Origin of the sequence: Streptomyces coeruleofuscus, assembly GCF_039532725.1 — a bacterium.
Lineage (GTDB): Bacteria > Actinomycetota > Actinomycetes > Streptomycetales > Streptomycetaceae > Streptomyces > Streptomyces coeruleofuscus.
The window spans coordinates 741522-762418 of sequence record NZ_BAAASE010000002.1 but is presented as its reverse complement, the minus strand read 5'-3'; the positions used below and the strand labels follow the sequence as shown (position 1 = coordinate 762418).

16 protein-coding genes are annotated in these 20897 nt (G+C 73.5%); 8 read left to right on the top strand and 8 right to left on the bottom strand.

Annotated elements, in window-relative coordinates; translation table 11 throughout:
* The first annotated feature begins 120 nt into the window (after positions 1–120).
* Positions 121–4977: a PAS domain-containing protein gene (locus ABFX81_RS10565; RefSeq protein WP_346137948.1), complete on the top strand. Its 4857-nt coding sequence runs from the start codon at positions 121–123 to the stop codon at positions 4975–4977.
* Between the two features lie 46 nt (positions 4978–5023).
* Here ABFX81_RS10565 and ABFX81_RS10560 read toward each other — a convergent pair whose 3' ends face one another.
* On the bottom strand, positions 5024–5605 hold the full coding sequence (locus ABFX81_RS10560) for a TetR/AcrR family transcriptional regulator (protein WP_086851755.1): 582 nt from the start codon (positions 5603–5605) through the stop codon (positions 5024–5026).
* Positions 5606–5735: 130 nt separating this feature from the next.
* Between ABFX81_RS10560 and ABFX81_RS10555 the strand changes: the two genes are divergently transcribed.
* On the top strand, positions 5736–6947 hold the full coding sequence (locus tag ABFX81_RS10555; RefSeq protein ID WP_086851757.1) for an MFS transporter: 1212 nt from the start codon (positions 5736–5738) through the stop codon (positions 6945–6947).
* Positions 6948–6976: 29 nt separating this feature from the next.
* Here the strand turns inward: ABFX81_RS10555 and ABFX81_RS10550 are convergent, their stop codons facing one another.
* The 6 genes from ABFX81_RS10550 to ABFX81_RS10525 form a co-directional block, all read right to left on the bottom strand.
* The gene (locus ABFX81_RS10550) at positions 6977–8653 is read right to left on the bottom strand and encodes a long-chain-fatty-acid--CoA ligase (protein ID WP_086851760.1); all 1677 of its coding nucleotides are present in this window, start codon (positions 8651–8653) and stop codon (positions 6977–6979) included.
* A 125-nt stretch (positions 8654–8778) separates the two neighbouring features.
* A complete protein-coding gene (locus ABFX81_RS10545; protein ID WP_086851762.1) occupies positions 8779–9339 on the bottom strand; it encodes a SigE family RNA polymerase sigma factor in 561 nt (186 codons plus the stop codon).
* A 132-nt stretch (positions 9340–9471) separates the two neighbouring features.
* Positions 9472–10644: a thiolase C-terminal domain-containing protein gene (locus ABFX81_RS10540; protein ID WP_086851764.1), complete on the bottom strand. Its 1173-nt coding sequence runs from the start codon at positions 10642–10644 to the stop codon at positions 9472–9474.
* Positions 10641–11024: a MaoC/PaaZ C-terminal domain-containing protein gene (locus ABFX81_RS10535; protein ID WP_086851766.1), complete on the bottom strand. Its 384-nt coding sequence runs from the start codon at positions 11022–11024 to the stop codon at positions 10641–10643. The genes ABFX81_RS10540 and ABFX81_RS10535 overlap by 4 nt, the downstream gene beginning before the upstream one ends.
* A complete protein-coding gene (locus ABFX81_RS10530) occupies positions 11021–11971 on the bottom strand; it encodes an OB-fold domain-containing protein (protein WP_086851768.1) in 951 nt (316 codons plus the stop codon). Before ABFX81_RS10530 ends, ABFX81_RS10535 begins: the two co-directional genes overlap by 4 nt.
* 164 nt (positions 11972–12135) lie before the next feature.
* Positions 12136–12459, bottom strand: a complete 324-nt coding sequence (locus tag ABFX81_RS10525) for a hypothetical protein (RefSeq protein ID WP_086851770.1) — start codon at positions 12457–12459, stop codon at positions 12136–12138.
* A gap of 370 nt (positions 12460–12829) precedes the next feature.
* Here ABFX81_RS10525 and ABFX81_RS10520 point away from each other — a divergent pair, with 370 nt between their 5' ends.
* The 4 genes from ABFX81_RS10520 (at position 12830) to ABFX81_RS10505 (ending at position 15426) form a co-directional block, all read left to right on the top strand.
* A complete protein-coding gene (locus ABFX81_RS10520) occupies positions 12830–13696 on the top strand; it encodes a bifunctional DNA primase/polymerase (RefSeq protein ID WP_346137947.1) in 867 nt (288 codons plus the stop codon).
* Positions 13697–13730: 34 nt separating this feature from the next.
* A complete protein-coding gene (locus tag ABFX81_RS10515; RefSeq protein WP_346137946.1) occupies positions 13731–14195 on the top strand; it encodes a hypothetical protein in 465 nt (154 codons plus the stop codon).
* Between the two features lie 9 nt (positions 14196–14204).
* On the top strand, positions 14205–14729 hold the full coding sequence (locus ABFX81_RS10510) for a DinB family protein (RefSeq protein ID WP_086854479.1): 525 nt from the start codon (positions 14205–14207) through the stop codon (positions 14727–14729).
* Between the two features lie 109 nt (positions 14730–14838).
* Positions 14839–15426, top strand: a complete 588-nt coding sequence (locus tag ABFX81_RS10505; protein WP_086854478.1) for a GNAT family N-acetyltransferase — start codon at positions 14839–14841, stop codon at positions 15424–15426.
* A 181-nt stretch (positions 15427–15607) separates the two neighbouring features.
* Here ABFX81_RS10505 and ABFX81_RS10500 read toward each other — a convergent pair whose 3' ends face one another.
* Positions 15608–19693 carry an nSTAND1 domain-containing NTPase gene (locus ABFX81_RS10500; RefSeq protein ID WP_346137945.1) on the bottom strand — a complete coding sequence of 1362 codons (4086 nt, stop codon included), beginning with the start codon at positions 19691–19693 and terminating at the stop codon, positions 15608–15610.
* A 378-nt stretch (positions 19694–20071) separates the two neighbouring features.
* Between ABFX81_RS10500 and ABFX81_RS10495 the strand changes: the two genes are divergently transcribed.
* Complete coding sequence (locus ABFX81_RS10495; RefSeq protein WP_346137944.1) at positions 20072–20575, top strand: hypothetical protein; 504 nt, start codon at positions 20072–20074, stop codon at positions 20573–20575.
* A gap of 95 nt (positions 20576–20670) precedes the next feature.
* Positions 20671–20895 carry a 4Fe-4S domain-containing protein gene (locus ABFX81_RS10490; protein WP_086851089.1) on the top strand — a complete coding sequence of 75 codons (225 nt, stop codon included), beginning with the start codon at positions 20671–20673 and terminating at the stop codon, positions 20893–20895.
* Positions 20896–20897 lie beyond the last annotated feature (2 nt).

The following is a 20897-nucleotide window of genomic DNA, read 5'->3' as shown; positions in this document are numbered from 1 at the left end:
CTCATCCGGCGTCGCGAGCGCAACCGCAGCCCTTAGACTCCCTCGCGTGACACGCTGCGGGACGGTTGGCAAGATGGCCCGAGCGGTCGGCAAGGTGCGGTAACAGGGAGGAAGCGTCTCGTGAGCAGCAGGCCATCCCGAGGCGCTGCTCGCCTCGCAGCCATACTGGACGCTCTTCCCGACGCGTTGGTGCTGGTCAACGCCAATGGGACGGTCGTCAACGCCAACACCATCGCCCTGGAGGCCTTCGAGACTCCGGGGACCGCTCTGGTGGGGCGCGGGCTGCTCGATCTGCTTCCGCAGTTCGACTCCAAGCTCATCCCGGGGTCCATGCGACGGCCTGAGCACCTCGATCCGCATGCCCGGACCAAGCCGACCCGGATGATCGCGCGCAGGACGGACGGGACCGAGTTCCCCGTCGAGGTCACCAGTGCGAATCTGGAGAACGGGCAGCAGGCCTACGACGGGTACGGGTACAGCGGTGACGAGCTGCTCATGCTCGTCGTGAGGGACCTGACCGGGACCGTCGACACCGAGGCCGAGCTCGCGCGGTCGCAGCGGCAGACCGAGATGATCCTGCGGGCCGCGTCCGAGGGCGTCGTCGGGACCGACACCGACGGGCGGGTCGTGCTGGTCAATCCGGCCGCCGCTCAGATACTGGGTTTCCGGGCCAGCGATCTCGGCGGGCGCGCACTGCACGATCTCGTGCTGCACTCGCGCGCCGACGGGTCGCCCTTCCCGTACGAGGATTCGCCGCTCGCCGACACCCTGCGCTCCGGGCGCAAGCACCGGGTGCGCGGGCAGGTGCTGTACGCCAAGGACGGCGGCAAGGTGCCGGTCGATCTGACGACCGCGCCCGTGCGCGACGGCGACCAGCTCGTCGGCGCCGTGATGACCTTCACCGACCGGCGGCCGTACGACGCCGTCGTCGAGGAGAAGGAGGCGGCTCAGAAGCGCCACGAGGAAGAGCTGGAGCGGATCTCCGAGGAGCACGCCTCCGAGCTGACCGCGCTGCGCCAGCAGCACGTCACCGAGCTGGAGGAGCTGCGCGAGCGGCACGCCGAGGAACTCGGCGCGAACGAGGACCGGTACGCCGCCCTCGGGGAGCGGGAGAAGGACCGGTACGAGGCGCTCGCCGCGCGGCACGAGCAGTTGCTGACCCTGCTCGGGCAGTCGTTGCGCGGGCCGCTGGAGGAGCTGCGGCGCGAGCTGGCCGCGCTGGCCGCGGACGACGCCGGGCAGCTGTGGCCCGAGGCCAACCAGGTGCTGCACCACCTGTCCGCCGGGTATTCGCGCATCACGACGCTCATCGACAACGTCCTCGGCTATCAGCGGCTCGACGCGGGCAGCGAGGGCATCTCCCGTACGAAGGTGATGCTGGACGCCGTCGTCGCCGCCGGTGTCGACGGGGCCGTCGAGCTCATCGGGCCCGGGCGGGTGCAGTTCGCCGTGCACGCGCCGCCCATCGAGGCCGAGGTCGATCCCCGGCTGCTCGCGACCGCCCTCGCGCATCTGGTCGCGGACGTGGCGGGCGTCGACGCGACCGGCAACACGCCCGTGTCGGCGGGCGGTTACATGGACAACACCGTCGTGGTCGCGGCGGCGCAGAGGGGCGAGGGCGTACGCATCGAGGTGCGTGGGCCGTACGCCGGCGGCAACACCGTGCACGAGCCCATCGTCCGGGGGATCGTCCGGGCTCACGGTGGCGTGCTCCAGACGCATGAAGTGCCGGGGATGAGCGGTAGCGCCTACGTCCTCGAAGTGCCGATCGGGGGCGGGGCCGGGGCGGTCGCCGCGGATGCCGCAGCCCAGGCCGCCCAAGCGGTCGACGAGGGGATGCCCGCTGCCCCCGGTGAGCAGACCTCCGGTGGGCAGACCTCCGGTGGGGGGCGGCGCCGGGCGCGGCGGGCCAACACCGACGCCTTCCTGGACGCCGACGTGCCGGCTGAGAGTGCTGGGCCTGGTGGGGCCGGTTCCGAGGGGGCCGCGCCCACCGGGCGGCGCAGGAGGCGGGCCGCCGGGGAACCGGCTGCCCTTCCCGCCGCGCAGGCCTCCGGTGAGGACGCGGCCGTGTCGGGCGGTACCGGGCGGCGGCGGCGTGCGGCCGAGCAGGCCGGTGCGGCTCCGGCCCTGCCCGTCGGGGGTGCCGTCCAGGGTGTCGCCGAAGGGGCCGTCGTCACGGCCGCCGAGCATGCGGCGGGAACCGCCGCCTCGGGCACGGGGCTGGGCGGGACCGTTCCGCCGCAGGGCGTGCCCGCGCCCGCCGGGCGGCGGGCCGGGCGTGAGCCCGGCGAGCAGCACGCGCTGCCGCCGGCCCTGCCCGCGCCGTCCGGCGAGGCCGCCGCGGGTTCCGGTGACGCGGCCCAGGGGCAGGCCCAGGCTTCGCAGCCGACCGGGCGTCGGCGGCGGGCCCTGGCTGCCGCCGCCGAGCGGGCGGCCGCGCAGGAGGCGGCGGCGGCTGGGCCGCGTCCGGTGTTCGCACTGCCGCCGGCCGAGGCGGATCAGGCCCCGGCCGGATCGGCCGGACCGACCGGCCTTGCCGACCAGGGGCAGCAGGTAGCGCCGGGTGGTGTGCCCGGTCAGGGACAGGTGCCGGGGCAGGGACAGGGGGCCGTGGCGGTTCCCGGTTCGGCTGCCGTCGGTGACGTGGCTGTCGAGGAGGGGCGGCACGACGCCGTCCCGCACGACCAGTCCGCCGATCACACCCCGCCCCAGCCGCATCCCACGAGTGCGCCGACCGGGCGTCGGCGGCGGGCCGTTGCGGCTCAGCCGGCCGAGGGGAGCGGAGTTCAGGCGCCGGGCGCGGCGCCTGTGCAGGGAATCCCCGCGCAGCAGGACGTCACTGGTCAGATTCCGGTGGGCCAGGCCGTTCCGGGGCAGGGCGCGCCGGGTCAGGGTGCGCCCGTCCAGGCCGGGGTGGCCGCCGGGCAGGTCTCGCCCGGTACGGCCGTGCCGCCGCAGGGCGTGGCGGTTCCGGCGCAGGGGAACGCCGCTCACCCGCAGGGCGACGCCGTTCAGCCTCAGGGGAACAGCCCGCAGGGCACCGTCCCCCAGCCGCAGGGCACCGCAGTCCCGCCCCAGGGCGTCGCCGCGCCCCCGCAGGGCGTCGCCGTACCCCCGCAAGGTGCCGCCCTACCCCCGCAGGGCGTGTCCGTCCCCGCCCCGGGCGGTCTCGGGCACAGCGTGCAGGCGGCCCTGCCGGGTCAGGCGCTCCAGCCTGCCTCCGTGAACCAGCCACATGGCGCGCAGCCCCTGCCACAGCAGGGCGTCGCCGCGCCGGAGCAGCAGCCCTCCGCCGGTCAGCCGCTCCCCGCCGAGGCCGCCCCCGGGCAAGGCACCCCGGCCCAGGGAACCCCTGCTCCGGGCACCGCCACCCCCGGAGCCCAGTCCCCGTCCCCGGCCCAAGGCACCCCGGTCCCCCAGCCACAGCCCTGGCCCGCCGCCGACGACAGCACGGGGACCGGTTTCGCCATGCCCCCGAACGGCGCGGCACAGTCGGTACCGCCCAACGGCACCGCCCACCACCCTGCACCCCCGAATGGCACCCCTGCGGCCCAGGCCCAGGCACAGACCCAGACGCCGGCCCCTACCTCGCAGTCCCACACCCCGCCCCCTGGCACCCCGCTGCCCCCGGAGGGCGCGGCGCAGGCGCAGCGGGCGGCTCAGCCCCTGCCCGCGGAGGCGGCCGCGCCCGTCGACCCGAACTCGACGCAGGGGCGGGCGATCAGCGTGCGGACGCTGGGTCAGGGCGTGCCGTTCAACCGGCAGGCGGCCCACGTGCAGCAGCCGTCGGGCATGCCCGGCGCGCGTCCCTCGGCCGCTTCCGTGCCGCAGGCGCCGGGTGCGCCCGTGTCCCAGCAGTCGGCGACGCCGCCCCCGCACCAGTCGGGCGGATCGGGCCGGCGCCGCAAGCTCGGCACGCCGCCCGACCCGGCCGCGCGGACGGAGCAGTCCGGGCGGAACGAGCAGACCTCCCGCCAGGAACCGGCGCCCCGCCCGGAGCAGGCCGCGCGCCCGCATCCGGTGGCCGAGCCGACGCCCGCGCAGGGCACCGCCCCGGCCCCCGCGCCCGTCCCGGCGCAGCCGTCCCTCGCCGGTCAGTCGCGGCTCGCGCAGATGACCGAGGGCGGTGGACGGTCGTACGCCATAGGCGCGCCGGACGAGAACGCCGCCGAGGGGCCGGAGCCGCTGGACGGGCCGGGCGGTGCCGTCGAGGTGGCCGATCCGCCGCTGCCGCAGCCGATGGACGACGAGTTGCCGCCGGAGCCGCTGGACAATCCGCGGCGGCTGCTGGTGTGGCCCGCGCCGGACGTCAGCACCTCGCAGGCGCTGAGCGACCGCGGCTACCGGCCCGTGATCGTGAACTCGCGCGAGGAGGTCGACGCGCAGATCGCGGCCTTCCCCGCCGCGCTGTTCGTCGACCCGCTGACCGGGCCGATCACGCGTACGGCGTTGCAGTCGCTGCGGCAGGCCGCCGTCGCCGCCGAGGTGCCCGTCCTGGTCACGGCCGGACTCGGGCAGGCCTCGCGGGACGCGGCGTACGGTGCCGATCCCGCCGTCCTGCTGAAGGCGCTGGCGCCGCGCGACAGTGAGCAGCACCCGCCGCGCGTGCTGCTGATCGAGGAGCACGCGGAGATCGCGCTGGCGCTGACGGCGACGCTGGAGCGGCGCGGGATGCAGGTCGCGCGGGCGGCGAGTGACGCCGACGCGGTGACGCTGGCGGGGCAGTTCCGGCCGAACCTGGTCGTGATGGACCTGATGCAGGTGCACCGGCGGCAGGCCGGGATCGTGGACTGGCTGCGCGCGAACGGGCAGCTCAACCGCACCCCGCTCGTCGTCTACACGGCCGCCGTCGACCAGGCCGACCTGCCGCGGCTGGCCTCCGGGGAAACGGTGCTCTTCCTCGCCGAGCGGTCCACCAGCGGCGAGGTGCAGACCCGGATCGTCGACCTGCTGTCCCGGATCGGGACGAACTAGGAACGTCCAGGACCAGCCAGGAAACGACTAGGACCGTCCGGGCGCGCTATCGGGCCGTGAGGCGGCGGGCCGCCTCCTTGACCGAGGTGCGCAGGCGGTCCCGGTCGGGATCCTCGCCGCCGACCAGGATGCGCCGCATCTGCGGCACGACCGCGGTCCAGTTGGCCAGGGCCGTCAGCAGGAACAGCAGGTCTGCCGCGGGGATGGCGTCGGTGACGACACCCCGGTCCTGGCCGTCCCGGAGGGCGGCGACCTTGCGGGCGTAGTGCTCCTGGCGGTCTGACTCGTGGGGCAGTTCGGCGCTGCCGTACTCCAGGCCCTCCCAGAAGAGCAGGCGCAGCAGCTCCGGGTGGGCGGCGTGGTAGTCCATCAGGCGGTCGATCCAGCCCTCGATGTCGTCCGGGTCGATGGGGACGGCCTCGGCGAGGTGCAGCATCTTCCTCTCGAGGACGATCGCGAACAGCTCCGCCTTGTTGCCGAAGTAGGCGTAGATCAACTGCTTGTTGGCCTTCGCCTCGGCGGCGATGCGGTCGATGCGGGCGCCGGCGATGCCGTGCCGGGCGAACTCGGCGACCGCCGCCTCGAAAATCCGGGCCTTGGTGGCCTCGGGGTCCCTTGCTGCTCCCATGGGGGAGAGGGTAGCGCGCCAAGTAACCAACCGTTTGGTTGACAGGGAATCGAAGGGCGGCCCACACTGTTGCCCCATCATCCAACCAACCAGTTAGTTGTTAGAGTCGACTCCAAGGAGTCCCCCTCCCATGCCGTCAGCGACCACAGCCACGAGCACGTCCCGCCCGGCCGGCACCGCCCCCGTGCCGGAGCCGCGTACGCCCGCCCCCGGTCTCTTCCTCACCCTGATCGCCGTGTGCAGCGCGGTCACCGCCGCCAACATCTACCTCGCCGCGCCGCTGCTCTCGCTCATGGCGCGCGACTTCGGCTCGGCACCCTCGGCCATCGCCTGGATCGCCTCGGTCGCGCAGCTCGGCTACGCGGTCGGCCTGCTGTTCTTCGCCCCGCTCGGCGACAGCGCGAACCGGCGCCGGCTGGTCGGCGGGCTCACACTCGTCACCACCGTCGCGCTGGCCGCCAGCGCGGCCGCCCCGGGTGTCACCGCTCTCGCGGTCGCCGTGTTCGTCGCCTCGGCCGCGACCGTCATCCCGCAGCTGCTCGTCCCGCTGGTCGCCGAACGCGCCCCGGCCGAGCGGCGTGCCCGCCATGTCGCGGCCGTCATCGCGGGCCTGTTCACCGGCATCGTCGCGGCCCGGGTTCTGGGCGGACTGGCCGGGCAGGCCTTCGGCTGGCGGTGGGTGTTCGCGGGCGCGGCCGTACTCACCCTCGTCCTGGGGCTCGCGACCACCCTCGTCCTGCCGTCGCAGCGGCGGCGGGAAGGCCCGCTGTTCGCCGGGCTGGCCGCGCTGCCCTCGGTGCTGCGCCACTCGCCCGACCTGTGGCGCGCCTGCCTGCGACAGGCCGGGATGTTCGGGGCGTGGAGCGCGCTGTGGACCTCGCTCGCCCTGCTGCTGACCGGGCCGGCGTACGGGCTGTCCACCGCGGCGGCCGGGCTCTTCGGGCTCTTCGGACTGACGGCGACCGCGGTGGCACCGCTGGCCGGCGGGCTCGTGGACCGGTTCGGCGCGGCGCGTGTGGTGCGGTCCGCGTATCTGCTCGCCGCCGTTTCCGTACCGCTGTTCTGGCTGGGCGGGCACACCCTGGGCGCGCTGTTCGCCGCCGCCGTCCTGATCCACGCGGCACTGGTGGCGTCCCACGTCGCCAACCAGACCCTCGCCCTGACCGCCACGTCCACCCCGGCCACCGCCAACACCGCGTACGTGGTCGCCGGTTTCGCGGGCGGCGCCGGCGCCTCCGCCCTCGCCGGGTTCGCCTTCAGCCACTTCGGCTGGGGCGGGGTGTGCGTGGTGGCGGGCGTGTGGCTGGTGCTGGGGTGGGGGCTGACCGCCGTACGACGATGACGGCGGTCAGGCCGAGCGTGCCCGGGGCTTCAGAGCCGGGTGATGTCCAGCTCCCCCTCCGCGTACTGCCTGCGCAGCACCTTCTTGTCGAACTTGCCGACGCTCGTCTTCGGCACCGCCGGGATGACCGTCCAGCGCTCCGGGAGCTGCCACTTGGCGATGTTGCCCTCGTCGGCGAGGAAGGCGCGCAGGGTCTCGAAGGTGGCGGTGGAGCCCTCCTTGAGGACGACCGTGGCCAGGGGGCGCTCGCCCCACTTCTCGTCGGGGACGGCGACGACGGCCGCCTCGGCGACCTCGGGGTGGGACATGAGGGCGTTCTCCAGCTCCACCGACGAGATCCACTCGCCGCCGGACTTGATGACGTCCTTGGCCCGGTCGGTGAGGGTCAGGTAGCCGTCGGCGGAGATGGTCCCCACGTCGCCCGTCTTGAGCCAGCCGTCCTCGCTGAACTTGTCGGCGGGGCGGAGCGGGTCGGCGCCCGGGCCGTTGTAGTAGGCGCCGGCGATCCACGGGCCGCGCACCTCCAGCTCACCGGCCGACTCGCCGTCCCAGGGGAGGCGTTCGCCGCCGGGGCCGGTCAGCCGGGCCTCGACGCCGGCCGGGAAACGGCCCTGGGTGAGGCGGTAGGCGAACTCCTCCTCCGTGCCGGCCACACCGGCCGGGGGGCGGGCGATCGTACCGAGCGGGGACGTCTCCGTCATGCCCCAGGCGTGGCAGACCCGCATGCCCAGCTTGTCGAAGGCCTCCATGAGGGAGGGCGGACAGGCCGAGCCGCCGATGGTGACCTGGGTGAGGGAGGAGACGTCGCGCGGGTGCGCGGTCAGCTCGCCGAGCAGGCCCTGCCAGATGGTCGGGACGGCGGCGGCGTGGGTCGGCCTCTCGCCCTCGATCATCGCGGCGAGCGGGGCCGGCTGGAGGAAGCGGTCCGGCATCAGCATGTTCACGCCGGTCATGAAGGTCGCGTGCGGCAGACCCCAGGCGTTCACATGGAACTGCGGCACCACGACCAGCGAGGTGTCCTCGTCGGTCAGGCCCATCGACTGGGCCATGTTGACCTGCATGGAGTGCAGATAGATGGAGCGGTGGCTGTAGACCACGCCCTTGGGGTCGCCGGTGGTGCCGGAGGTGTAGCACATGGAGGCGGCCTGGCGTTCGTCCAGCTCGGGCCAGTCGTACGAGGTGGGCTTCCCGGCGATCAGGTCCTCGTACTCGTGGACCCGCGCGGTCGCGTCCGCGAGCAGGGAGCGGTCCCCGGGGCCGGAGACGACCACGTGCTCGACCGTCTTCAGGTGCGGGAGCAGCGGGGCGAGCAGGGGGAGCAGCGAACCGTTGGCGATGATCACGCGGTCGGCCGCGTGGTTGACGATCCAGGCCAGCTGCTCGGGCGGGAGCCGGAGGTTCAGGGTGTGGAGGACCGCGCCCATGGAGGGGATCGCGAAGTAGGCCTCCACATGCTCCGCGTTGTTCCACATCAGGGTGGCGACCCGGTCGTCGCCGGCGACGCCGAGGTCCTCGCGCAGGGCGTGTGCCAGCTGGGCGGCGCGGGCGCCGATCTCGGCGAAGGAGCGGCGGTGCGGCTCGTCCTCACCGGTCCAGGTGGTCACCTGCGATGTCCCGTGGATCGTCGACCCGTGGGTCAGGATTCTCGAGATCAGCAGCGGTACGTCCTGCATGGTGCTCAGCACGGCGTCCTCCCGGGGCGACATTGCCTGCGCGGTGGTAAAGGTTGCGCTGATTCTGCGCACATACCGCGTGGTATGTCACTAGGACCGGGCGATCGATCAGGTCACGGCTGCCGACGGAACCGCTCAGTGGGGACCGACACATCCGCTCAACTACGGACAAGCCCCAGCTCAGCGTCCTCGCGGAGCTTGCCGAGCGCACGGGAGACGGCCGACTTCACCGTGCCCACCGAGACACCGAGCACCTCGGCCGTCTGGACCTCGCTGAGGTCCTCGTAGTACCTGAGGACGACCATCGCCCGCTGCCGGGCCGGCAGCCGCATGATCGCCCGCCACATCGCGTCGCGCAGCGCCTGCTGCTCGGCCGGGTCGTCACCGCCGGACACCGGCTCCGGCTCGGGCAGCTCCTCGCAGGCGAACTCGTCGACCTTGCGCTTGCGCCACTGCGAGGTGCGCGTGTTCAGCAGCGCCCGGCGCACATAGCCGTCGAGGGCGCGGTGGTCCTCGATGCGCTCCCAGGCGACGTACGTCTTGGTGAGCGCGGTCTGCAACAGGTCCTCCGCGTCGCTCGGGTTGCCGGTCAGCGAGCGGGCGGTACGCAGCAGCACCGGCTGGCGGGCCCTGACGTACGACGAGAACGACGGGTACGGAAGTGTCCGCGCCGCTGGTGCAGCGGCCTTCGACGCGCTGGTGCAGACGAGTGTGGTCATGGCTCAACGCTATGAGCGGAGTCGCCTCCGGCGGATCGGCCGCAGGTCCCGAAGCGGGGTCCCCCTCAGGTTGTAGGGGTGGGGTCCGCCGCACCTCCTGTAGGTGGAGTGGAGGACCCGGGGTACTGCGGGTCAACCCTGAGAGTCGGCGCTCAGTACGAGCCCCGACGTAGGCACGCCCGTCCCCGCCGTCACCAGGACCCGTTCTGCACCCGGTATCCGGTTCACCGCCGTCCCCCTGATCTGCCGGACGGCCTCCGCCACCCCGTTCATGCCGTGCAGGTACGCCTCTCCGAGCTGCCCGCCGTGCGTGTTGAGCGGCAGGCGCTCCTCGGCCACGAAGTCCGGTGCCTCGCCGGGTCCGCAGAAGCCGAACTCCTCCAGCTGCATCAGCACGAACGGCGTGAAGTGGTCGTAGAGGATGCCCACGTCGATGTCGGCGGGCGCGAGCCCCGACGTCCGCCACAGCTGCCGGGCCACGACCGCCGTCTCGGGCAGGCCGGTGAGGTCGTCGCGGTAGAAGCTGGTCATCTGCTCCTGCGCGCGTCCCGCGCCCTGGGCGGCCGCCGCGATCACGGCGGGCGGGTGCGGCAGGTCGCGGGCCCGCTCCACGGAGGTGACGACGAGCGCCTGTCCGCCGTCCGTCTCCTGGCAGCAGTCCAGCAGCCGCAGCGGCTCGGCGATCCAGCGGGACGCGGCGTGGTCGGCCAGGGTGATGGGCCGGCCGTGGAAGTACGCCGCCGGGTTGGTCGCCGCGAACTTGCGGTCGACGACGGCCACGTGCCCGAAGGCCTCGGGTGCCAGCCCGTACGTGTGGAGGTAGCGCCGGGCCGCCATCGCCACCCATGAGGCCGGGGTGAGCAGGCCGAACGGCAGCGCCCAGCCGAGCGCCGCGCCCTCCGCCGACGGCTCCCGGTGCCGCACCCCGGAGCCGAAGCGGCGGCCCGAGCGCTCGTTGAACGCCCGGTAGCAGACGACCACGTCCGCCACGCCCGCGGCGATCGCCAGCGCCGCCTGCTGGACGGTGGCGCAGGCCGCGCCGCCGCCGTAGTGGATCCGGGAGAAGAAGGAGAGCTCGCCGATGCCCACCGCCTGGGCGACGGTGATCTCGGGGCTGGTGTCCATGGTGAACGTGACCATCCCGTCGACGTCGGCGGGTGTCAGTCCCGCGTCCGCGAGGGCGGCGTGCACCGCCTCGACGGCCAGGCGCAGTTCGCTGCGGCCCGAGTCCTTGGAGAACTCGGTGGCCCCGATGCCGGCGATGGCGGCGCGCCCGCCGAGACCGTCCCGCCCTCTGAGGCTCATGCCGGAATCCTCACCGTCACCGTGCCCGTGACGTGCTTGCCGATGCCGTTCGCCCCGACGACCCGGACCGTCACCAGGTCCCCGTCGACCTCCTCGACCGTGCCCGTCAGCACCATCGTGTCGCCGGGGTGGTTGGGCGCGCCGAGCCGGATCGCCACCCTGCGCAGCACGGCCCGCGGCCCGAAGTGGTCGGTGATGTACCGCCCGACCAGGCCGTTGGTCGTCAGGATGTTCATGAAGATGTCGGGGGAGCCCTTCCGCCGGGCGAGCTCCGGGTCGTGGTGCACGTCCTGGTAGTCCCGGGAGGCGATCGCCCCGGCGACGATCAGGGTGCGGGTGATCGGGATCTCCAGGGGCGGGAGGCGGTCGCCGGCGTTCACCGCGTCCCCTCCCGGAAGACGGGCAGCACCAGCTCGTCGTCGTACTGCCGGAAACAGAGCCGTACGGGCATCCCGACGCGCACCTCGTCGTACGGCACCCCCACCACGTTGCTGATGATCCGCACGCCCTCCGCGAGCTCGATCAGCCCGACCGCAAAGGGGCCCGCCGCGGCAGCGGCATGATCGGACGCAGTGAAGGCCGGGAAGGGCGGGTGGTGCATGACGACGTACGAGTAGACCGTGCCCTCGCCGCTCGCCTCGACCGTGTCCCACTCCAGACCGCCGCAGCTGTTGCAGCCCGGCAGCCAGGGGAAACGCAGGGTGCCGCAGCCGGTGCAGCGCTGGATCAGCAGCTCGTGGCGCGCCACGCCCTCCCAGAAGCCGGCGTTGTCCCGGTTGACGACGGGGCGGGGGCGGAGTTCCTTCGGGGCGTCCGAGGCTTTCGGCCGGCGTGCGGGGGCGTATTTGAGGATGCGGAAGCGGTGGGTGCCGGCGAGTTCGCCGCCCGCCCTGATGTCCGTGCGGGTCGTGACGAAGTAGCCCGTGCCGAGCTTCGTGGTCTTGCGGCCGGACACCGACTCGATCACCGAGTCGAAGGTGACCTCGTCCCCGGGGCGCAGCGGGCGGAGGTACTCCTGCTCGCAGTCCGTGGCGACGACCGCGTCGTGGCCCGACTCGTCGAGCAGGCCGAGGAGTTCGTCGTAGGCCGCCGTGCGTTCGGGGCGGCGGGAGAGGCCGGCCATGGTCCACGCCTGAAGCATGGTGGGGGGAGCGATGGCGTCCGGGCCCGTGTACGCGGGGTTGGTGTCGCCCATGGCCTCGCACCAGTGCCTGATCATCGGCTCGTTGACGGGGTCCCGGCCGACCCCGGTGGCGGCGGCCGGGCGGCCCTCGTAGGCCTTCAGGCGCGCCTCGAACTCCTCGTGGACCTCCCGCTCACCGTTCACGGTTTCTGACTGTCCGTCAGATATGCGCGCCCGTCAAGGCCCCGCGGCCGCCGAAAGCGCTTGGGCGGCGGTACCGAAGTACCGCCGCCCAAGCGCTTGTCACCCCACGAAGCACACCCACACAGGACGCGGGCCGATGCCGGTCGACCGGCCCGCTCAGCCCATCACCACAGCGGGGCGAAGCTGATGGCGGTGTTGGCGTTGCCCTGGTTGACGGCCGTGGGCTCCGTACCGTTGACCTGGGCGGTGTTGCTCTGGTTGGAGGCGCCCTCGCCGACGGCCTGCTGCTGGGTCGTGGCCACGTTGCCGAAGTTGTCGCCGCCGACGCCGCTGCCGAGGATGCCCTGCTCGGCCTCCGCGGCGGACGCGATCGATCCGTTGTCCGCGAAGGCGCCGCTGTCCGCCGTCGCGACACCGGCGAAGAGAGCGGCCGCGAGCGGAAGGGCGGAGACCGCGGCGATGACGCGGGCGGTACGGATACGTGCCATGTTGTTGTCCCTCCAGGACTTCGGAACCAGTGGCGCACCGCCGGCTCATGGCCGACCGTGCGTGAAGCACTGCTGCCACCAGGGAAGTTGGCCGACCGCCCCGGTGCGGTACGCGACGTCGCGAGTCCAGAGTTGCCCACCGAATCCCCGGCGAACCAGACCGGAAGCCACCATTCGCACGCAAGCGTGATGACATGTCGATAAACCCCTTTGCGTCACTTCTGTCCCGTACGGAAGCGGAAAGGGGCGTTCGAACCCAGGTACAGCAAGGGATGGAGCGTTCCAGCACTTCCCCGGTCCGGCCCTCCGCCCCGGCGCGTCGCACCCGCACCCTCTTTCCTTTTTCGAACGTACGTACGAAACTAGAAGCATGGCCACCACCGACCGGCAGGCCACGACGCTGGCCCTCGCACACGCCCTGTCAGCCGCCGAACGCGGACTGGCCGTCATCCCCCTGTCCCGCACCAAGCTCCCGGCGCTGCGTTCCCCGCACCGCGACGACCCCGCCCCCTCCCCCTGCCACGGCGAGTGCGGCCGGCTCGGCCACGGGGTCTACGACGCCTCCAGCGACCCGGCCCGCATCCGCGAACTGTTCGCCGCGGCGCCCTGGGCCACCGGATACGGCATCGCCTGCGGCCTGCCCCCGCACCATCTGATCGGCATCGACCTGGACGTGAAGACCGGCACGGACTCCTCGGCCGCCCTGCGCGAGCTGGCGCTGCGGCACCTGTTCACCATCCCGCCGACGGTGGTCGTCGTGACGCCGTCCGGCGGCCGTCACCTCTGGCTGAGCGGCCCGCCCGACGTGGTCGTCCCCAACTCGGCGGGCCGCCTCGCACCCGGCATCGACATCCGGGGCGCCGGCGGCTATCTCGTCGGCCCCGGCTCCCGCACCGGCCAGGGCGTGTACGCCGCGGCCCCGGGAACCGCCCATCTCGCCCCCGCCCCCTGCCCGCGCTCCCTCCTGCGCCTGCTCCTCCCGCCGCCCCGCGCCCACCACCCCACGCCCCCGGCGACCGGCGGACACGGCCAGGGCCTGGTGCAGTTCGTCCTCGCCGCGCACGAGGGCCAGCGCAACACCCGGCTGTTCTGGGCGGCCTGCCGGGCCTACGAGGACGGCATCGGCCCCGCGCTCGTGGACGCCCTGGTCGAGGCCGCGCGGGGTACCGGCCTCGCCGAGCGCGAGGCCCGGGCGACGATCGCGTCGGCGGCGCGGCTGACGGGGCACCGGCCATGAGCGACACCCCGTACACGAGCACCGAAAGACCTCCATGCAACAGCACGCCACATCGCCGGCCCTGGCGCTCGCCCGCCTCGTCCTGGCCTCCGGCCGCCCGGTGGACCTCGCCGAGCTGCGGTTCACGTCGACGTACGGCGACCTGCTGGAGGGCTATCCCTGCAAGCCGGTGAACGACCTGCGGATCCGGGGGCTGCTGCGCACCGCCGCGCGGGCCCGCCCCGGCACGCCCGTACACCTGGTCCCGCCGCCGCGCGCCTACCCCGACCAGTACGCGGGCGGCCTCGGGCCCGTCGAGGTCCTGCCCCCGGTGGCCTGCGTCGGCACGTTCCACTCCACGGCTCTCGATCCGGCCCGCGACCCGGTCGCCTACCGCTCCCGTCTCACCGTTCTCTGGTTCCAGACCACACCTCGCCTGCCCGCGGGCTGCGACGCGGAGCCCGCGCTGCGCGACCTCGACTGGCCGGCACTGGCCCGCGACGCCCGCGCTCTTGCGTAGGGTCGTCCGATGAGCGTTTCCCGTACGGAACTGCCGCGCTGGCAGTTCGAGTTGACATGGTCGTTGTTCGAGTACCACCTGGAGCGGCTGGAGCCGGAGGACTTCCTCTGGGAGCCGGCCCCGCTCTGCTGGACGATGCGCAGGGGCCCCGACGGCACCTGGGTACCGGACTGGGCGGACACCGAGCCCGACCCCGTGCCCGTCCCCACCATCGCCTGGGTGAGCTGGCACATCGGCTGGTGGTGGAGCGTGACCCTCGACCACGCCCAGGGCCGCCCGCCCCGCGACCGCACGGACGTCGCATGGCCGGGCGAGGGCACACCGACCATCGAGTGGCTGCGCGGCCTGCGCACCCAGTGGCTGGCCGTCCTGGACGGCCTCACCGACGCCGACCTGGACGCCAAGGCACCGTTCCCCTCGCCGGACGACCCCGAGTACACCGTCGCCCACATGGTGGCGTGGGTGAACGCGGAACTGATGAAGAACGTGACCGAGATCGGCCAACTGCGACTGCTGCGCGCGGCGTCGGCCTGAGCAGGCCCTCCACAACGCGTTCAGCCAGGCCGTGTCGCCGGCTCCCAGGGCACAGGGGTTTTCGCCGAGCCGGGCGGCGCAGCCGGGCGGCGCGTGACATCGTGAGGGCATGAGCATCGACGTTCGACCCGCCACGGTCTTCGAGGACGTCCGTGCCGTGCTGGGGCCCAAGTCGCCCGGTGCGAACGTCTGCTGGTGCCTGAGCTACCGGATCCCCTCCAAGCTCAACAACGAACTGCGCGGACCGGCCCGCGGCGAGTTCGTCGCCGAGCTGTGCGGCGCTGATCCGCCCCCCGGCGTGCTCGCCTACGACGGCGACGAACCGGTCGGCTGGGCCGCCGTCGCCCCGCGCGCGGACACCTCCTTCGCCCGCAACCGCAAGATCCCGCACGTCGACGACCTGCCCGTCTGGTCACTGTGGTGCGTCCGGGTCCGCCCCGGTCACCGCAAGCAGGGCGTCTCGCACGCCCTGATCGCCGGCGCGGTCGAGTTCGCCCGGGCCCACGGCGCACCGGCGATCGAGGCGTACCCCCTCGACAACGGCGACGCCAAGGTCGACCTGACGATGGCGTACGCCGGCCTGCGGAAGAACTTCGAACGCGCCGGCTTCACGTACGCGGCGGACACCACCTCGGTGCTGGCCGGCCACCCCCGCGTCCTGATGCGGCTCGACCTGCGCGGCCACGCGCACGCGTAGCAGCCGCCCGCACACGCGAAGGCCCGACCGCTGGCGACGGGGGATGCACCAGCGGTCGGGCTATGGCCAAGGGTAACAAGCGCTTGCCCATCGGAACCGACTGTTCGTCAGCAAAGCCGGAGTTGTGACTCGTATCACTCAACTGTCTTGATTGTGCGGCCTGTTGTGCGATCGGGTCCCGTCAGGACTCGCACGGCGGGTCGTAGGACAGCCGGGGCAGGTACTCGCGCCAGGTCTCCGGCGTCAGCACGCCCCGGGTCATCGTGCACACGCGGCGTGCGGCATCGTCGACGTCGAGGTTCCAGAGCCGGATGGTGTCGGTGCCGCTCGACACCCCGAGCATGTGGCTGTTCGGGCTGAACGCCAGGAACGTGCCGCTCTTGGCGTTGGGGCTCATCGACTGGCCGATCGCGCCGGCCCTGGAGGGGTCGGAGACGTTCCAGAGCCGGACGGTGCTGTCGTTTCCGCCGCTGGCCAGGGTGCGGCCGGTCCGGCTGAAGGTCAGTGACACGACCGCCTCCGTGTGGCCCTTGAGGCTCCTCTCCGCCGAGGCCTCGGAGGGGTCCTCGATGTCCCAGAGCCTGACCGAGTTGTCGTCGCCGCCGCTGGCCAGCGTGTGCCCGTCGGGGCTGTAGGCGAGGACGTTGACGGCTCCGAGATGGCCCCTGAGCGGTGCGCCGCGCAGGACGACGCGTCCGGGTTTCGTCGCGTTCCACAGCCGGATGGTGCCGTCGGCGCTGCCGCTGGCGAGCGTACGGCCGTCCGGGCTGAAGACGAGGGAGTTGACGTACCCCTTGTGACCGGTGAGGGGCTCGCCGAGCCGACGGGGACGGGACGGGTCGGCGATGTCCCAGAGCTGGATGGTGCGGTCGTCGTAGGCGGTCGCCAGGAGGCGGCCGTCCGGGCTGAAGGCCAGCGGGTCGGCGAACCGGATGGGCAGGGGGGTGGGCGTCCCGTGGGGGACGGGACGGTCCGGATCCCCGACGTTCCACAGCTGCACGGCCCGGTCCCCCGTCACCACCGCGAGGGTGCGGCCGTCGGTGGAGAACTCCAGGGAGCGGACGCCGCCCTTCGGCAGAAACGGCTCGCCCATCGGCACGGGCCTGCCGGGCTTCCGCACGTCCCACAGCCGGATCCGTCCGTCGAGCGCCGCCGTCGCGAGCACCCGCCCGTCCGGCCGGAACGATCCCGTCCGGCCGATCATGTCCGCCGTCGGCAGCGACCACAGGCGGACCTTGTTGTCGCCCGTCCCGGTGGCGAGGGTGCGCCCGTCGGGGCTGAAGCCGAGCGCGTACATCTCGCCGCTGCTGCCCGCCAGGGGCCCGCCGACCTGCGACGGGTACGCCGGATCACTGACCTTCCACAAACTCGCCGTGCTGTCCGCGCTGGCGGCGGCGAGCATGTTCCCGTCGGGGCTGAAGGCCACGGACCACACCGCACCCGTGTGGCCGGTCAGCGGCGCTCCGATCGCTGCCGGGCGACGCCGGTCGGCCATGTTCCAAAGCCGGACGGTGTCGTCCGCGCTGCCGCTGGCGAGCGTCCGGCCGTCCGGGCTGAAGGCCACGGAGTGCACCGTGTCGGTGTGGCCGGTCAGCGGCTCCCCGACCGGCTCCGGACGCCGGGGTCGCGTCACGTCCCACAGCCTGATGGTGCCGTCGTCGCCCCCGGCCGCCAGCGTCCGGCCGTCCGGGCTGAACGCCACCGAGCGCACGGCGGCCTCATGCCCGGTGAGAGGCTCGCCGAGGGACTTCGGACGCTTCGGGTCGGCCACGTCCCACAGCCGTACGGTGTGATCGTCGCCGACGGAGGCCAGCGTGCGCCCGTCCGGGCTGAAGGCGATCAGGTAGATCGTGCCGTCATGGCCGGTCAGCGGCCGGGCGAGGGGCTGCGGGCTGCCGGGGTCCGTGACGTCCCACAGCCGGATCGTGCCGTCGTCGGCGGCGCTGGCCAGGGTGCGGCCGTCCGGGCTGAAGATGGCGCTGCTCACCCAGCTCGTGTGGCCGGTGAGAGGCTTGCCCAGGGGCTTGGGACGCTTCGGGTCGGCCACGTTCCACAGCCGTACGGTGCGGTCGTAGCTGGCGGTGGCCAGGGTCCGTCCGTCCGGGCTGAACGTCGTGAGGTAGACGGCGCCGGTGTGGCCGACCAGCGGTGTGGCCAGCGGGGCGTTCACGATGGAGATCAGGCGGCTGTTCGGGCCCTTGTCGTCCGGCCGCAGCCGGTGTGCCACCAGGTCGAGCTGCGCGGACAGCGAGGGGTCCGTGTCCCGGACGCGATCGGCCTGGGCGAGCACCTGCTGGAACACGGCTTCGTCCCGCTGCTTCCAGGCGACGACGGCCGCTCCGGCGGCCAGCACCGCCAGCACGACCAGGGCCGCCACCGCGCCCCGGCTGATCCAGATGATGCGCCTGCGCAGCCGGACCGAGGCGGCCAGGAACTCCACCGCGCTGCGGGTCAGGAACGTGTCCCCGGCGGATTTCGCCCACCCGTGGGCCTGTTCCAGACGGGACCCCCGGTAGAGCAGCGCGGTGTCGCGGTCCGACTCCTCCCAGGCCCGGCCGTCCTCCTCCAGGCGCTGGCGCAGCAGGTTGCCCTGCCGGTCGTCGTCGATCCAGTCGCGCAGCCGCGGCCAGGCGTGCAGCAGCGCCTCGTGGGTGATCTCCACGGTCTCCGCGTCGAGCGTCACCAGCCGGGCGCGGACCAGCGCCTCCAGCGACTCCTCGGTCTTGCCCGGGTCGGTCGACTCGTCCGCCAACTGGCGCCGGGTGCCGCGCCTGCGCGTGGCCTGGGTGTCCTCGCCCAGCCGGACCAGCCGGAGCAGGAGCAGCCGGGCCGCCGTGCGCGCCGCCGGGTCGAGACCGGACCAGGCCCGCTCGGCGGTCGCCGCGACCGCGCCCTGGATGCCGCCGGCCGCGCGGTACCCGGCGAGCGTCAGCCGGCCCGCCTTCCTGCGCTGCCAGGTGGCGAGCAGGGCGTGCGAGAGGAGCGGCAGCACTCCCGCGTCGTGCGCCCCCCGCGGGCCGTCCGCGCTCACCTCCCGGACGATCAGCTCCGCCAGGCCCGGCTCCAGCTCCAGGCCGACGGCCTTGGCCGGGCCCGTCACCGCCTCGCGCAACTCCGCGGTGGTCAGGGGGCCCAGCACCATGTGCCGGTGCTGGAGCGCGTCGGCCAGTTCGCGATACCTGAGGCACCGCTCGTAGAAGTCGGCCCGTATGCCCAGCACCACGACCGCCGGGGCCGGATCGCCGTCGCCGCCCGGCGAACAGGCGGCGTGCAGGACCTCGACGAAGGCACGCCGCTCCGCCTCGTCGGGGCAGAGGGTGAACGTCTCCTCGAACTGGTCCACGATGACGACCGGCCGCGCACCGGCCGGCGCCTCGCGCCGCGCCCAGGCGGCCACGGCGGCGCGGACGTCGGGGCCCCTCGGGACGCGCGGGCCCACCGTGGCGGGGGCGACGTGGTCCTCCGCGGCGGATCCCCCGGCCCTGACCATGGCCGGGACGACCGGCCCCAGGTCGGGAATGCACCGAGTCAGCTCCGCCAGCGGATCACCGCCGGGGACGAGCTGCACGACCTCGGTCGCCCGGCCGCCCGCACCCCCGTCACCGCTGCTGTCGCTGTCGCCACGGTCGGCGCCGTCGAGGTCCTCACCCAGCGCGCCGTCCCGCAGTGCGGGCACCAGCCCGGCGTTCAGCAGCGAGGACTTCCCCGCCCCCGACGCACCCACGAGCATGACCAGGCCGCCCGTCTCCGACACGGCCCGGAGCTGGGCGACGAGCGCGTCCGTGCTCCGCTCCCGGCCGAAGAACCACCGGGCGTCCTCGTGGCGGTACGAGGCCAGCCCCCGGTAGGGGCACACCCCGCTGGGCGCGGGCGGGGCCTCGGCGGCAGACCGCTCCTGCTCCGCCGCAGCCGTGCCGCGCTCGCCGACCGGGTCGGCCACCGCGGTTTCCCACAGCCGCTGCCACTGACCGAGGTCGTACAGGCCCGGGGACACCGGCGTGGGCCGCGCGCGCCGCGCCTCGGGGATCAGCACGTGCAGCACCGCCGCGAGGGCGGTGAACTGAGCGGGTACGTTCCGGGCCCGGCGCCAGTCGCTGATGCGCTGCGCGGACACCCGGACGGGACGCCCGCGTTCGTCGACCCGCTGGAGCCGGACGACCGCTTCGGACACACGTTTGAGTGGAGGGTTCCCGGCTTCCTTGTACAGCAGTGCGAGGCGCTCCGCGAAGGCGGTGCGTGCCCCGGAGTCGGAACCCAAGGTCTCCACTCCTTAACTCCCCGCGCCTGGACGTCCGGACCGGAAAACTCACTCTATACGTCTGACCTGCGGTAATACCGCTCGTCCGGAACCGGAGACTCCTCGTCGGCTGCCGAAACTGGCAGGATCCGGACGCAGCACCACACTCATCCGGTCGACCTCCAGCGGAGTCGGACGACCGTGACCCCACCGTTCGGTACCGGTCCCCACGAGGGGAGGGACCGGTGCCGGACGACGTGGTGATCCTCCCCAGCGGACCGCGCTCTACAACTCCGGCTGACCCTGGATAACTGACGACTCGTCAGCTATGGTCTGCCTGCCGTTCGCATGCCGCTGTCAGGGCCGGCCTGCCGTACCGCTTCCGGAGCGACGTACAGGGGTGAGCACGTGAGCACAGTGGAGACCCGTCCCGAGAGCCCACGACCGCAGGGCGCCCCGCGCTGGGTGGCGATGTACTACCAGCCGGCCGCGCAGACCTGGCGGACGGCCGCGGAGTCGCCCCACCGCTCGCCCGTGCTGCACGCCCTCGGCGAGATGACACGGACACTGCGGGCCCGTGAGGACGAGGTGACCTTCGCCCTGTGGGGGCCGAAGGACGGCGACTGGCACCGCTTCGACACGTCCCTGAAGCCGGGCCCGGCAGCGTCCCGGCCGGACCCGGAAGCCTCCGCCTCCGAACCGGGCCTGGAGGCCTCCGCCTCCGAACCGGCCCCGCTGGCGGAACGCATGACCGGCCGCCGCCACCAGGTCCTCATGTCCGGCCTGGGCAAGGCGGGCCTCTACGACCTCTCCCCCGAGGACGACGCGACCGTCCAGGCCCTCGCCGAACGGCTCGACGAGGCCGCCGTACGCCGGGTCGCCCACTGGCTCGCGACGGCTGGAGCACGCTAGACGGCCGGTTCAGCCGGTCTGCCGCTGGGCAGTCAACACCTCGGGTCCCGCCGGCTTCCGGCATCGGCCGGTGGGGGACAAGGGGGATGAAGGGGATGAAGGTGGTCTCTGTCGACCGCGAGCTCTGCTACGGCTCCGCCGAGTGCGTCCACAGGGCCCCGGCGGTCTTCGAGTTCGTCGACGGGTTCGGCGCCGTCCGCCCGGGCCACGAACGGACGGACGACGCCCCGGAGATCCTGGAGGCGGCGGAGAAGTGCCCCAGCCAGGCCATCAGCATCACGGACGCGACGGACGCGGCGTCGGCACCGGGCACCCCCTAGCG

What these genes read in the sequence shown, in the direction of transcription:
- ABFX81_RS10545 (WP_086851762.1), bottom strand. Translation starts at nt 9,339, where the DNA reads ATGACCACACTCGTCTGCACCAGCGCGTCGAAGGCCGCTGCACCAGCG.
- ABFX81_RS10490 (WP_086851089.1), top strand. Translation starts at nt 20,671, where the DNA reads ATGAAGGTGGTCTCTGTCGACCGCGAGCTCTGCTACGGCTCCGCCGAG.
- ABFX81_RS10515 (WP_346137946.1), top strand. Translation starts at nt 13,731, where the DNA reads ATGCAACAGCACGCCACATCGCCGGCCCTGGCGCTCGCCCGCCTCGTC.
- ABFX81_RS10525 (WP_086851770.1), bottom strand. Translation starts at nt 12,459, where the DNA reads ATGGCACGTATCCGTACCGCCCGCGTCATCGCCGCGGTCTCCGCCCTT.
- ABFX81_RS10520 (WP_346137947.1), top strand. Translation starts at nt 12,830, where the DNA reads ATGGCCACCACCGACCGGCAGGCCACGACGCTGGCCCTCGCACACGCC.
- ABFX81_RS10560 (WP_086851755.1), bottom strand. Translation starts at nt 5,605, where the DNA reads ATGGGAGCAGCAAGGGACCCCGAGGCCACCAAGGCCCGGATTTTCGAG.
- ABFX81_RS10510 (WP_086854479.1), top strand. Translation starts at nt 14,205, where the DNA reads ATGAGCGTTTCCCGTACGGAACTGCCGCGCTGGCAGTTCGAGTTGACA.
- ABFX81_RS10540 (WP_086851764.1), bottom strand. Translation starts at nt 10,644, where the DNA reads ATGAGCCTCAGAGGGCGGGACGGTCTCGGCGGGCGCGCCGCCATCGCC.
- ABFX81_RS10550 (WP_086851760.1), bottom strand. Translation starts at nt 8,653, where the DNA reads ATGTCGCCCCGGGAGGACGCCGTGCTGAGCACCATGCAGGACGTACCG.
- ABFX81_RS10505 (WP_086854478.1), top strand. Translation starts at nt 14,839, where the DNA reads ATGAGCATCGACGTTCGACCCGCCACGGTCTTCGAGGACGTCCGTGCC.
- ABFX81_RS10555 (WP_086851757.1), top strand. Translation starts at nt 5,736, where the DNA reads ATGCCGTCAGCGACCACAGCCACGAGCACGTCCCGCCCGGCCGGCACC.